Origin of the sequence: Gordonia sp. N1V (genome assembly GCF_029269935.1) — a bacterium.
Classification (GTDB): domain Bacteria; phylum Actinomycetota; class Actinomycetes; order Mycobacteriales; family Mycobacteriaceae; genus Gordonia; species Gordonia polyisoprenivorans.
In genome coordinates this window covers 43932-57485 of sequence record NZ_JARJDD010000003.1, presented here as the reverse complement: position 1 = coordinate 57485, position 13554 = coordinate 43932, and the positions used below count along the sequence as shown (strand labels likewise).

The following is a 13554-nucleotide window of genomic DNA, read 5'->3' as shown; positions in this document are numbered from 1 at the left end:
TCTGGCCGTTTCCCGAAAGGACGTGTGATGCGGACTCGTTGGTGGGCGCTGGGCGCCCTGTGTTTCGCCGAACTACTCGTGATGATCGACAACACGATCGTCAATGTCGCGCTGCCGACCATGTCGCGCGATCTCGACGCCGGCATCTCCGGACTGCAATGGATCGTCGACGCCTACACCCTCGTGTTCGCTGGTCTCCTCGTCACCGGCGGATATCTCGGTGACCGCTACGGGCATCGCCGGATGCTGCTTTTCGGCATCGCCGGATTCGTCGCCGTCTCGGCGCTCGCGGCCGAGTCGCAGACCCTGGGACAGCTGATCACCGCCCGTGGCGGGCTGGGACTCTTTGCCGCACTGGTCTTCCCGGCCACCCTGGCCCTCATCACCACGATCTTCGCCGAGGGTCGCGAACGTGCTGCGGCCGTGGGGGTCTGGGCGGCGACGTCGGGCGTGGCGGTCGCGATCGGCCCAGTACTCGGTGGGTGGCTGCTCGAGCACTTCAGTTGGTCGTCGGTGTTCTGGGTGAACCTGCCGATGGGAGTGATCGCGGCGGTCGCGATCCTCGCCGTCGTACCCGGAACACGTCCGACGACGGTGTCCCGCTTCGACATCGGCGGTCTGCTGCTCTCGATCGTCGGCCTCGGCCTGCTGGTCTATTCGCTGATCGAGGGGCCGCACTTCGGGTGGGGCGATCCGCGGACCATCGGTGGTCTCGCCGGTGCCGTGGTGGTGATCGGGCTGTTCATCTGGCGCCAACTCGTCATCGCACATCCGATTCTCGACGTCCGGCTCTTCGCCAATCGCCACTTCGCCACCGCCGCAGGCATGGTCAGCGTCGCATTCTTCGCGCTGTTCGGATTCATCTTCCTCATCACCCAGTTCTTCCAGGCAGTCAAGGGATACGGCCCGCTCGACGCCGGTGTGCGCACACTGCCGTTCGCGGTGGTGATGGCCGTCTTCTCGCCGGTCGCGATGGCGCTGTCGCACCGCTTCTCGCCACGTCCGGTGGTGGTGGCCGGAGCGCTGCTGATGGCCGGCGGCTTCGCGCTGGTCGAATTCTCCACGCGTACTTCGGGTTATTGGGAACTGATCATCTGGTCGATGTCGCTGATGGCCATGGGATTGGCGTTCATCTCCGGCCCGTGCACCCAACTGATCATGGATGCGCTCAAGCCCGAACAAGCCGGTGCGGGCAGTGCCGTCAACGACACCACGCGCGAGGTCGGCGGCACGCTGGGGGTTGCGGTGCTCGGGTCGGTGCTCACCTCGGTCTACACCTCGGGGGTCGGGGACAAGCTTGCCGCGCTTGGTGTTCCCCATGCGGCGGGCGCCATCGCCGAACAGTCGGTGATGGCCGGTGTCGAGGTCGCCGGGCGGGCGCCGGGTGCCGCGGCCGACGCCATGCGCGCGGCCGTGCAAGACGTCTTCGTCGACGGGCTGCACTCGGCGGTGTGGGTCGCGGTGGCCATCACCGCGGCCGCGGCAGTGGCCGCAGCGGCACTGTTGCGCGGAGCGCCGCGTGGCGTGTCGCCCGCCGCGGATTCCGTTGCTGCCGAAAGTGATACCGCCGACGTCTTGGTCAGAGATCGAGCGTGAGGTGATCGCCCTGGGCGCGTGAGACGCAGGTCAGGATCTGACCTGCGGCGCGCTCGGGCTCGGTGAGGATGTTGTCGCGATGGTCGATCGCCCCGGCGAGGGTCCCGAGTTTGCAGGTTCCGCAGAAGCCCTGTCGACACGAGTACGGCACCGACGGGATCTCGCGCTGCACAGCAGAGAGCAGCGATTCGGTTGCACCGACCGTGATCTCGGCACCGGTGGAGGCGATGGTCGCGATGAACTCACGGCCGTTCTCCACCGGCGGTGGGGTGAATCGCTCATAGTGCAGCTCGATGTCGGGGCGGTCGGCGAGATGTCGGCGCAGACTTTCCAGCATCGGCACCGGGCCACAGCAGTACACCGCGAGACCCGATGGGGCACGACCGGTCTCGGGGTCGACGTCACCGAGGAGTGCGTCCATCGTCGGAAGTCCGTCGGCGTCGTCGGTGCGGATCGTCACCTTGTCGCCGAAGCGCGCGACCTCGTCACGGAACGGGATCGACTCGGGCGAGCGGCCGGTGTAGATCATCGACCAGTCCAGACCGAAGCGTTCGGCGGCGGCGAGCATCGGCAGGATCGGTGTGATCCCGATGCCCGCGGCGATGAACCGCAGCTTTGTCGCCGCGGAGCCATGACCAGGAAGCGAGATCGGAAATGCGTTGCGCGGGCCCTTGATCGAGAGGAGATCACCGACCTTCAGCGTGTCGTGCACTTCGATCGATCCGCCACCGCCGTCGGGGATGCGGCGCACGGCGATGCGATAGGTGTACTGATCGGCGGGATCGCCGCACAGCGAATACTCACGCATCCGGCCCGACGGCAACAGCAGATCCAGGTGTGCCCCGGCGTGCCAGCGCTGCAGGAGCCCGCCGTCGGGGTCGGCGAAGGTCAGTGCGACGACGTTCTCGTCCTCGGCGACCACCTCACGGCTGACGACGCGCACCACGGTGATGCCGTTGTCGGCGACGGTGTCGTGCAGCGGCGACAACGGCCGCCACAGTGGCCACCAGATCTTCGAGATGGCCGTGCCGACGGTCAGCAACGGGTCGTGGCGCCAGCGCCCGTAGAGATGCGGTGGCGGAGAGGTCATCGTCGTCGTGTGGGGATGTGCGCGCTGGTTCATCTCGTCGCAGCTCCTCAGCTCGCGTTCCGGGCCGCCGGTGAGGCCGCCAGATAAGCGACGGCCTGTGCGGTGGAACCGATTTCGTTGGGGTGGAACCCCGGACGGAAGTAGCTGAAGGTCGAGAAGACGATCTTCCACAGCTTCGGCAGGACCCCGGCTCGCACCCCGCGGAAGTAGTGGTACTCGCGCTGGAAGAAGTTGTAGTCGATCGTCGGGTCGGACTTCATGATGAACCGGAACCCACGATTGACGAGCAGCAGCAAGACCGGCAGTGCCACCAGCATGGCCCGCCCGCGACGCAGGTAGCTGTCGCCGAAGTACACCGCGACCTCGTGGGCGACCGCCCGATGTTCGACCTCCTCCGCGCCGTGCCAGGTGAACAGATCCGTCATCGCCGGGTCGGCACCGTGCTCGACCCAGGTGTTGTTGAGCGCGAAGTCACCGAGGATGGCGGTGTAGTGCTCGAGCGCTGCGATCAGCCACAAACGTTCGATGAGGTGTTTCTGGCGTGCCGCCGGAGTGGCTTTCTCCAGTGGCCCCAACAACTTCCGGAAGATCCACTCCATCTGCCGACAGAACGGGCGCGGATCGATGCCGTGGTGGTCGAGGAACTCCCACAGCACGTGGTCGTGGGCCTCGGCATGCATGGCCTCCTGGCCGATGAATCCGCGCATCGTCGCGGCGAGTTCGTCGTCGCGCACCAGTGGCAGTGCCTCGTTGTAGGTCTGGACGAACCACCGTTCGCCCTCGGGGAGAAGGAGATTGAGAACGCTGATGAAGTTCGACGCGACCGGGTGTCCGGGAATCCAGTGCAGTGGTGTCTGCGTCCAGTCGAAAGCAACGTTGCGGGCATGCAGTTCGACGGGGCCCGGGTCGGACCCGTCGGCGTCGGCGGGCTCGCGGGAGTCGTTGATGGAATGGGCCTGGGCAGACATGATCGTTCCTTTCACGGTCGCGTCGCGCCGACGACCTGACGTCGGGCGATGACACGAGAGATCCACGGGGTGAAACGGTAGAGGCGATAACCTATCCGGGCTTCGGGTGTCACCGGTACCACGGCCCTGTCGGCGCGGATCGCCGTGACGATCTGTGCGGCGACCTCGTCGGCGTCCGGTGTGTCGCGCACGGTGGGGCAGATGGCGCTGACGCCGATGTGATGCTCGGCCAGCTCTGCGCGTAACGATTCGCTGTAGAGCAACACCCCGGCCTTGGCCGCGGCGAAGATGCCCAGTCCCCGTTGCGGAGTGAAGGCCGCCGCGGACGCGAGATTGACGATGTGGCCGCCGGTTCCGCGGGTCACCATCTGTCGGCCGAACTCCCGGCACCCGGTGAGGACACCGCGAAGATCGATCTCCAACAGGCGATCGATCTGTTCGTCGGTGGCGTCGAGCGACGATCCGGAGAGCCCGATCGCGGCGTTGTTCACGACGATGTCGGGGACCCCGTGCTCACGCTCGACGTCCTTCGCGAAGTCGATGAAGGCGTCGGTGTCGGCGACGTCGAGGTGGTATACCGCTGTGGCCGAGCCGCTTTCCTTGCACAGGCGGGCGGTCACCTCGGCGCCTGTGGTGTCGATGTCGGCGAGGACGACGTCGCATCCGAGTTCGGCGAGGGCCCGTGCCGTTTCGCGGCCGATACCGCTGCCCGCTCCGGTGATGACCGCGAGCCGGCCCGTGAACGTCTGGCCGGGGCCGTAACGTCGTGTTCGCGAAAAGCTCTCGGGGACGAGACGATCACCGTCGAGGGTGGCCAGGAGGTTGCGTACGTTCTCGGCGATGTAGGCGGGGTGCGTCGAGGGCAGCCAATGCCCGGTCGCGGCGTCGCGGCGCCACAGCCGGGTGACGTAGCGGTGGGTGGTCGAGAACGTTGCCGGACGGATCGCGAAGTCGCGGGTGTTGAGCAGTTCGAGAACCGGTACCGCGACCGTACGCGGCGACGGGAACAGCAGGCGCCGAAAGATGTTGGCGCGGTAATACCGGATCCCGGAGTTCATGTCGCGGCGTAGCGTCGGGGCGGTGGTGATCGCATCGCGCGGTGTGCCGTCCATCAGATGCAGGAACTCGCGCCACACCCGCGGGGAGCCGAGAACTCCGAGAAACAGTCGAGGCAGCACCGGTAGATGGAACAGGCCGATGTAGGTGGAGCTGACCATCTGCGAGATGGAGGTGCCCAGATTGCGTGGCATCGGGTGAGTGATGTTGTGGCGCAACAAGGCTCCGACATGGTCGAGGCTCGGCCCGGAGATCGAGGTGAACGACGCGATCTGCGTTGCGGCGCCGCTGCGCGAGACCGCCTCCCAACTCTGGATGGATCCCCAGTCGTGGGCGACGACGTGAACCTTGCCGCCCGGATTGACCGTGGCCGCCACGGCGAACAGATCGTCGGCGAGATTCTCGATCCGATACGCCGACACCGGCAGCGGGCGATCGCTGTCACCCATGCCGCGGGTGTCGTAGGCGAAGACCCGTGCGTGACGGGCCAGATGGGCGGCGACGCCGTCCCACACCACGTGGGTATCGGGCCAACCGTGCACGAGAAGGATCGTCGGCGCGTCGTCGTCGGTGGCGGTGCCGTCGTCGGCGACCGCCTCGAACAGTGCGAGGTTCACCCCTGCGCTGTTGACGTTCCTGCGCCGCTTCCAACTCACCATCGACTCCTCGATCCCCTGGATAGGAGTACACGTTACCAACGGTTACAGGAATAGCCAATGGGCAGGCTTCGGATACGAGAACACCGACGTCCGAGGCTCGGACGCAGGTGTGCGGGTACGTGTGACGCCGGATTGGCTACTGGCGGTACGAGGAGAGGAAGTTGCCGATCCGCTCGATCGCCTCGCCGAGCTCACGCGCCCACGGCAGGGTGACGATCCGGAAGTGGTTGTGGTCGTCGAGGTTGAAGCCGGTGCCCTGCACCACGAGGATCTTCTCCTGTAGCAGCAGATCCTGGACGAACAGCTCGTCGTTGTGGATCTCGTGGACATCGGGGTCGAGATGAGGGAAGGCGTACAGCGCGCCGCTGGGTTTGACGCAGCTGACGCCGGGGATCTGATTGAGCTTCTCCCAGGTGACGTTGCGCTGCTCGAACAGGCGGCCGCCGGGCTCGACGAGGGCGTCGATGCTCTGATACCCGCCGAGTGCCACCTGAATCGCGTGCTGGCCGGGCACGTTGGAACACAAGCGCGTCGAGGCGAGGATGCCGAGACCCTCGATGAAACCCTGCGCGTGCTCCTTCGGGCCGGTGAGGACCACCCAGCCGGCGCGATAACCGCACACGCGGTAGGCCTTGGAAAGTCCATTGAAGGTGAGGCACAACAGGTCCGGGGCCAGTGAGGCGATGTTGGTGTGGACGGCGTCGTCGTAGAGGATCTTGTCGTAGATCTCGTCGGCGAGGATCAGCAGCGAATGCCTGCGCGCGATGTCGGCGAGCTTCTCGAGCACCTCGCGGGAGTAGACCGCGCCCGTCGGGTTGTTCGGATTGATGATCACCAGTGCCTTGGTGCGGTCGGTGATCTTGGCCTCGACATCCTCGATGTCGGGGTTCCAGCCGTTGCTCTCGTCGCACCGATAATGCACCGGCTGACCGCCGGACAGTGCGGTCATCGCGGTCCACAGTGGATAGTCCGGTGCCGGGATGAGGACCTCGTCGCCGTCGTTGAGCAGCGCCTGCATCGTCATCGTGATCAGCTCGGAGACACCGTTGCCGAGGATGACGTCGTCGACGTCGAAGTACGGGAAATCGGGGATGAGCTCGTAGCGCGTTACGACGGCCCGCCGGGCGGACAGCACGCCCGCGGACTCGGAGTACCCCTGGGAGTAGGGCAGGGCGTGGATCATGTCGCGCATGATGACGTCGGGGGCCTCGAAGCCGAACAGCGCCGGGTTGCCGATGTTGAGCTTCATGATCCGGTGGCCCTCGGCCTCCAACCGGGCCGCGTGCGCGTGCACCGGCCCCCTGATCTCGTAGCACACGTTCTGCAGCTTCAGGGACTGCTCGAGCGGCTTGAGGTTCTGGTTCAGGTGGGATACGTAAGGCCTACTCACGGGTTCAATTGTCGCAGCCGCAGGCAAATCGATTTCTCGGGGTTGGTGAGCGCGCCGACAGCGCTCTCCATTTCGCCGACAGCGCCCCCTGTATCGCCGACAGCGCCCAGTAAACCCGCGACGGCGCCCTCCACTTCGCCGACAGCGCTCCCCATGGCGCCGACAGCGCTTCGACGAGCCGAAAGCAACGAGCCCGCCCGGAATCAACCGGGCGGGCTCGTCGCGAGCGGAGCTTTCAGGCGTCGATCGTCACGACCGGTGACCGGGTCGCTTCTTGCCCGCGGCCAATCCGAAGCCCTTGGCCTTCGACGCACCGACCTCGCCGATCGTCCGATCGTCCGATGTCGAGCCGTTCGACGCCGATCCGTTGGACGACGCCGCAGGGGTTTCGTCCTCGGCAGGCGCCGTCGGCTCCTCAGCAGGCGCTGTCGCGGTCTCCTCAGGCGCTGTCGACGTTGTTTCGGGCGCTGTCGGCGATGCTTCGGGCGCCGTCGGCTCCTCAGCGGGCGCTGTCGACGTTGTTTCGGGCGCTGTCGCGGGTGCGGCGGGTGCAGCCGCCGCGGCGGCCTTCGCGCCGGGGCGTTTCTTGCCTGCGGCCATGCCGAAACCCTTGGCCTTGGCGGTACTCGCTTCGGTCACCGCGCTCACCGAACCTGCCGACTCGGTGTCGGCGGTCGCCGCGGCGTCGGGCGCGGAATCGGCGTCGTCCACCTGGTTTTCCGCGGGTGCGGTCACTCCGGCATCGGCAGCGGCCGCATTCGGTTGCGCCGGGGCCTTCGCAGCGCCCCCCGGCTTCTTCATGGGCTTCTTGCCGCCACTCATCGCAAAGCCCTTGGCGGCGGCCTTCTTCGGAGCACCGCTGGTCTCACCGGATTCGGTGGCGGCGTCGGCGACCGCGGCCGACGACTCTTGCTCGGCCGGTGCGGGCGCAGCGGACTTCGCGGCGGCGCCGGGCTTCTTGCCGCCCTTCATGCCGAATCCCTTGGCGGCGGGCTTCTTTTCGGCAGCTGCGGCCTCGGTTGAGCCGGTCTCGGTCGAGCCGGCGTCGGCAGCAGGCGCCGGGGCGGAGCTCGCGGCGGCGCCCGGCTTCTTGCCGCCCTTCATCCCGAATCCCTTGGCCGCGGGCTTCTTTTCGGCCGCAGCGGCGTCACCCGAGGCGGTCTCACCCGAATCCGCGGGGGCGGCCTTGGCAGCACCGGGCTTCTTGCCGCCCTTCATGCCCAGGCCGACCTTCGGCTTCGGCTTGGCCTCGGTCGTGGCACCAGCAGATGCGGCGGCCGCGGCGGGCGCCTTCTCCTCCTCGGGTTCGGGCTCCGGCTCCGGTGCCGGCTTGGGAATCGGACCGAGGAAACGTCCACCACGCTTGACCTCGGGGGCCCCACGCGTGACCGACTCGAGCAGCAACTGTGCGACGTCGACGACCTCGACCTTGCCCTCGTTCTCGGTGCCCGAGGTTCGAGCGGTCACACCATCGGTGAGCATCACGCGGCAGAACGGGCAACCGGTGGCGACCTTCTGCGGGACGTCGCCGCCGATCTTGTCGCCGAGAGTGTCGAGCGCCTCGTCGACCCGGTCGATGTTGATGCGCTTGCCGATCTGCTCTTCCATCCACATGCGGGCGCCACCGGCGCCGCAGCACATGGACCGTTCGCCGTGGCGCGGCATCTCCCGCAGGTTCGACCCGGAGGCCGCCATCAGCTCGCGCGGGGCGTCGTAAACCTTGTTGTGGCGACCGAGATAGCAGGGGTCGTGATAGGTCACGCCCTCACCCAGCGGCGCGACGGGGACCAGACGCTTCTCCCGAACCAGGCGGTTCAGCAGTTGCGTGTGGTGTACGACCTCGTACTTTGCGCCCAGCTGCGGGTACTCGTTGCCCAGCGCGTTGAAGCAGTGCGCACAGGTGACGACGATCTTCTTGCGCTGCTGTGGAGCGGTCGAGAAGACCTCGTTCATCATCTCGATGTTCTGCTGCGCCAACATCTGGAACAGGAACTCGTTGCCCGCGCGGCGAGCCGAGTCACCCGTACAGGTCTCGCCCTCGCCGAGGACCAGGAAGTTCACTGCGGCGATGTCGAGCAGCTCGGCGACGGCCTTGGTGGTCTTCTTCGCGCGGTCCTCGTAGGCGCCGGCACAACCCACCCAGAACAGGTACTCGAAGCCCTCGAACGATTCGACGTCCTGGCCGAACACCGGGATCTCGATGTCCATCTCGTCGATCCAGTTGGTGCGCGCCGAGGAGTTCTGGCCCCACGGGTTGCCCTTGTTCTCCAGGTTCTTGAACATGCCCGCGAGCTCGGTCGGGAAGTCCGACTCGATGAGCACCTGGTAGCGGCGCATGTCGATGATGTGGTCGACGTGCTCGATGTCGACCGGGCACTGCTCCACACACGCTCCGCATGTGGTGCAGCTCCACAGGGTTTCGGTGTCGATGACCGCACCGAGTTCACCGTCGATCGCCCCGGTGCCGGCCGACTCGCCGACCAGCTTGCGGGCGGCCTCGGCGCGTGCGGCCTCGGGGATCTTGGCGAGCTTGGCCTCGTCGGGATTGCCGTCGGCGTCGACGAGACCCACCTCGTCGCCACCCATGTCGGTGCGTCCACCGGCGATGAGATAGGGCGCCTTGGCCTGCGCGTGGTCGCGCAGCGACATGATGAGCAGCTTGGGGCTCAACGGTTTTCCGGTGTTCCATGCCGGGCACTGGCTCTGGCAACGGCCGCACTCGGTGCACGTGGTGAAGTCCAGCCACGCCTTCCAGGAGAAGTCCTCGGCCTTGCCGGCGCCGAAGGCGTCGACGTCGGGGTCGGCGGTCTCCATGTCGAGGACCTTGCCCGCCGACATCATCGGCTTGGCCGCGCCGAGTGCGACGCCGCCGTCGGCCTCGCGTTTGAGATAGATGTTGAAGAACGCGGCAAAGCGGTGCCAGGCCACACCCCAGTCGATGTTGGAGCCCACCACGGCCAGCCAGATCATGCCGCTCATCAGCTTGATGACCGCGGCACCGGTGACCCAGTACTCCGACGACCCTTCGAAGAGCTGCGCGAAGTAGTGGGTGAAGAAGGAGGTCCAGATGGGCGGATCCTCGAGGCCGGCCGAGATCTTGAAGGTCTTGACGAAGACCATGCCCAGACCTTCGAGCAGCACCACCCACTCGACGAAGTACGCGGCACCGAAGCGGGAGCCGGAGAAGCGGGACAGGCGCTCGGGCACCCGCGGGTGATTGAGCTGGCGGATGATCATCAACACGGTGATGCCGATGACCGTGCCGAGTCCGAGGACCTCGTCGGCGAAGATGTAGATGTTCCAGGCGCCGATGACCGGCCAGTGGAAGTGCGGGTCGAAGATCTGCCCGTAGGCCTCGAACCAGAAGATCGCGCCGATGAGGAAGCCGAACATCACCAGCCAGTGCGCCCAGCCGACCGTTCGGAACTTCACCATCCGGGTGTGGCCGACGAACTCCTTGAGCATCGTCCACAGTCGCGGGAGGATCGGGAAGTAGCGTGAACTGTCGACGCGCTGACCCTGTGCGATGGCGCGGACCATTGTCCACACGCCGCGCAGGAACAACGCCCAGCAGAACAGGCTGATGACCGCGGCAATCGTGCCGATGGTGATCGTCGTGGCATTCACGGCGTCACGGCCCCTCTCTGGTTGTCTAGAGACCTTCCGGCGCGGGCTGACGTGCGCGGGGTCCGACGTCTACTACGGGTAACCGTAATTGCTGAGGACGTGCAAGCGCTGCCAAGGCTGACCTAAGTAACGTTCGGTCGGTCTCCGGAGTTGTCCAGAAAAGAATACCCGCCAGTAACTTACTGTCTAGTCAGTACCGGCGGGTGTGACATTTGCGACCTTCTCGAGTTCCTCGAGGGCGGTGTCGAGATGGGTCAGCAGCCGCTGCAGGCTCGGCAATTCCTTACGGGCACCGATCAGGCCGAAGTTCACGTGCTCGGCGGTCGTGGTGACGGTGATGTTGAGTGCGAGGCCCTCCATGGCGACCGACACCGGGTAGACGCCGTCGAGGCGAGCGCCGTTCCAGTACATGTGCTCACTCGGGCCCGGCACGTTGCTGATGATGATGTTGAACTGCGGCGGCGTGTACCGCACGAAGCCGGGGATGGTGGCGAACGCCAGCGAGGCGATCGTCGCGGCGCCGTACGCGAGCGCCTGGAGCGGGGCGAGTCCGCGGATCACCTTCTTCGACTCGCGCATCGAATTCACCAGGGTACGCAGCCGACGCTCGGGATCGGGCTGATCGGTGGCCATGTTCGCCAGGATCGCGGTGATCGAGTTGCCGTCCTTGCCGTCGGGCCCGCCGAGGTGCATCGACACCGGGACCGCGGCGATCAGTGGCGCCGACGGCAGGGCGTCGCGGTCGATCAGATAGGACCGCAGCGCACCCGAGCACATGGCGATGACCACGTCGTTGAGGGTGATGTCCATCTGTTGGGCGACCGCCCGCAGGCGCTCGGTGGGCCACTGCTGGGCGGCGAACCGGCGTGCACTGCCGATCGGGACGTCGAGGATCGTCTTGGGTGCCGGACGGAACGGTGCGGCGAAGTCCTTGTTGGTCATCGCCGTCCACGCGATCTTGGTGGTGGCGGGGACCATGCCGACGAGTTGTCCGCCGACCTCGAGAGCCGCACCCGCCAGTCCCATCGCGCCGGACAGGACGGGGATACGGGAGGGGTTCGGCGCCTTGGGTTTACGGGAGCGCCGATAGAGCGCCGGATCCCAGGGCGCCGACCCGTTCCGGTCGTCGGGATCAGTGGACAGGGTCCGTTGCAGCATCCGCAGCGCCGAGACGCCGTCGATGAGCGAGTGATGGATCTTCGTGTAGAGCGCGACGCGGCCGTCGTCGAGACCCTCGACGATGTGCACCTCCCACATCGGACGATTGCGATCGAGCAGGGCACTGTGGTGCAGCGACACGTAACGCAGCAGTTCGCGGACGCGCCCGGGCCGGGGTAGGACGGCGCGGCGCACGTGGTAGTCGAAGTCGATCTCCTCGTCGAACGACCACGCGGTATATCCCATGACGCTGGCCGGACTCGCCGGGCGCTTGCGGAACAGTGAATGCAGCTCGGTGCAGGCGTAGAACCGCTCGACCATCTCCTCGGCCAGCTCGTTCGACGACTGGCCCTCGCGCGGGACGAACAGCTGCAGCCCTCCGACGTGCATCGGCTGCTCGCGGGTCTCGGCGATGAGAAACATCGATTCCGTGATCGGCATGTACGGCATGCGGGCCACCCCCTCCTGCTGACTCGAACTGTGGCTGGGATCACACTACCGCCTCTTGCGGCAGGCGCCCACACGAGATCCATCGACGCAGGCCAAAGGTCCCGGGTGCCCGTCGGCGGGCCGGGCTACGGTGGGCGGGTGGATCTGCGGAGCGCGGCCCGGCGTGCGATCCCGGTGACGCTGATCGTCGTCGAACTCGTCGTCACCGTCGCGGCGACATGGGTGTTCGTCGCTGCCTATGGTCGTGTGCCGGCGCCGGATCGGGTGCCTCGCGGCTCGACGGTCGTCGTGTTGGGGTCCCTGGTCTCCGACGGCGAACCCGGTGACTACGTGCGGGGCCGTCTCGACACCGCGCTGGACCTGTACCGATCCGGTGCGGCTGCTCGGATCATCAACTCCGGCAACGGTTCTGCCGACGCCGGAGACGAGCCTGCGGTGATGCGCACCTATCTCGAGCGGCGCGGTGTGCCATCGGGGGTGATCGTCGACGATCCCGCGGGGTTCGATACCGCCGACACCTGTCGACGCCTGCGCACGGTGTACGACGTCGATCGTCCGGTGCTCATCACGCAGGACTTCCACATCCCGCGTGCGATTGCGTTGTGCCGCAGTCTCGGTGTCGACGCCACCGGTGTGGATGCGCGGTGCGAGTGCTCGGTGATCACGCAGGCGCGCAACGTGATCCGTGAGGCGCTGCTCGCACGACCCAGAGCACTGGTGACGGCGGTGACCGGATGGTGACGGCGACGATCCGGTTCTGTAGTGCCGATCAGGTTGTGCCGCGCGCCGATTCGGACACCAAGTCGGCGATTGCCGCCTTGCCCGCCGGAGTCTCGTGATAGGGGGCCGGCCCCTGGTATCCGAGCAGCCACGGAACCGGTGAGCACACCCCGTGGTCTCGCCCGGCCGTCGACACCGCCACGACGCGCGCGTCACCGCGTTTCGACGCGGTCGCGATGGCGGCGTTCAGCCCGCGATACACGGCGTCGGTTTCGGCCTGCTGCTCGGTGGTCAAGGGCAGCAGGTCGCACTGCGTGCCGTCGACGAGCGGGAGATAGTCGACGAACAGGACCGACGCCCGCGGCGCACGCTGGTGGATCACACGCAGCATGCGGACCAGATCGTCGGTGAGATGGGCGAATTCGCGCACACCCGGAGGTGGGGAGGGCTTGGCATTGCAGTGGTCGGGTCGTACCCCGACGACCGGGCCGACCGCCTGGCAACTGTAGGCCATGACTCGACCGACGTAGTGGATGTTGTTGCCGCCCACCGTGACGGTCACCAGCGAGGTGTCGGGGGTGAGCACGTCGACCTGTGGTCGACTCGCCCGTCCCGGTTGGGCGCGGTCGATGACGTCGGCCACGACGGCGCCCGAGCAACTCGCGTCGGTGAGTGTGAGTCCGAGGCGCCGCGCGACCAGACTGGGATAGTTGTCGGCCGAGCGCATGCACCGCTTGTCGGTCAGCCGCGTCCCACCCGGTCCCGCCGCATATGAACTTCCCAGCGCCACATACTTCTTCGTCGGTGGCGCCGATGGTGACCGCGATATGTCCGAGGGCG

The 13554-nt window shown here is 66.7% G+C and carries 9 protein-coding genes; 2 read left to right on the top strand and 7 right to left on the bottom strand.

What is annotated here, in order from left to right:
- Positions 1–27 precede the first annotated feature (27 nt).
- A complete protein-coding gene (locus P3L18_RS04910; RefSeq protein ID WP_276113460.1) occupies positions 28–1596 on the top strand; it encodes an MFS transporter in 1569 nt (522 codons plus the stop codon).
- Here the strand turns inward: P3L18_RS04910 and P3L18_RS04905 are convergent.
- The 6 genes from P3L18_RS04905 to P3L18_RS04880 form a co-directional block, all read right to left on the bottom strand.
- The gene (locus tag P3L18_RS04905) at positions 1580–2719 is read right to left on the bottom strand and encodes a ferredoxin reductase (RefSeq protein WP_079931155.1); all 1140 of its coding nucleotides are present in this window, start codon (positions 2717–2719) and stop codon (positions 1580–1582) included. The genes P3L18_RS04910 and P3L18_RS04905 overlap by 17 nt on opposite strands.
- A 14-nt stretch (positions 2720–2733) precedes the next feature.
- Complete coding sequence (locus tag P3L18_RS04900; RefSeq protein ID WP_006369997.1) at positions 2734–3654, bottom strand: metal-dependent hydrolase; 921 nt, start codon at positions 3652–3654, stop codon at positions 2734–2736.
- Positions 3655–3665: 11 nt separating this feature from the next.
- On the bottom strand, positions 3666–5369 hold the full coding sequence (locus P3L18_RS04895; RefSeq protein ID WP_276113458.1) for an SDR family oxidoreductase: 1704 nt from the start codon (positions 5367–5369) through the stop codon (positions 3666–3668).
- A 136-nt stretch (positions 5370–5505) separates the two neighbouring features.
- Entirely contained in the window at positions 5506–6759 is a 1254-nt protein-coding gene (locus tag P3L18_RS04890) for a pyridoxal phosphate-dependent aminotransferase (RefSeq protein WP_276113457.1), read from the bottom strand.
- Between the two features lie 249 nt (positions 6760–7008).
- Complete coding sequence (locus P3L18_RS04885) at positions 7009–10386, bottom strand: heterodisulfide reductase-related iron-sulfur binding cluster (protein WP_276113456.1); 3378 nt, start codon at positions 10384–10386, stop codon at positions 7009–7011.
- 186 nt (positions 10387–10572) lie between these two features.
- Positions 10573–11994 (bottom strand): wax ester/triacylglycerol synthase family O-acyltransferase, encoded by a 1422-nt coding sequence (locus P3L18_RS04880; protein ID WP_276113455.1) that lies wholly within the window; start codon positions 11992–11994, stop codon positions 10573–10575.
- A 138-nt stretch (positions 11995–12132) separates the two neighbouring features.
- On the opposite strand from P3L18_RS04880, the gene P3L18_RS04875 reads away from it, so the two are divergent.
- Entirely contained in the window at positions 12133–12735 is a 603-nt protein-coding gene (locus P3L18_RS04875; RefSeq protein WP_276113454.1) for a YdcF family protein, read from the top strand.
- Positions 12736–12763: 28 nt separating this feature from the next.
- Here P3L18_RS04875 and P3L18_RS04870 read toward each other — a convergent pair whose 3' ends face one another.
- Positions 12764–13441 (bottom strand): SGNH/GDSL hydrolase family protein, encoded by a 678-nt coding sequence (locus P3L18_RS04870; RefSeq protein WP_231386924.1) that lies wholly within the window; start codon positions 13439–13441, stop codon positions 12764–12766.
- Positions 13442–13554: the final 113 nt, after the last annotated feature.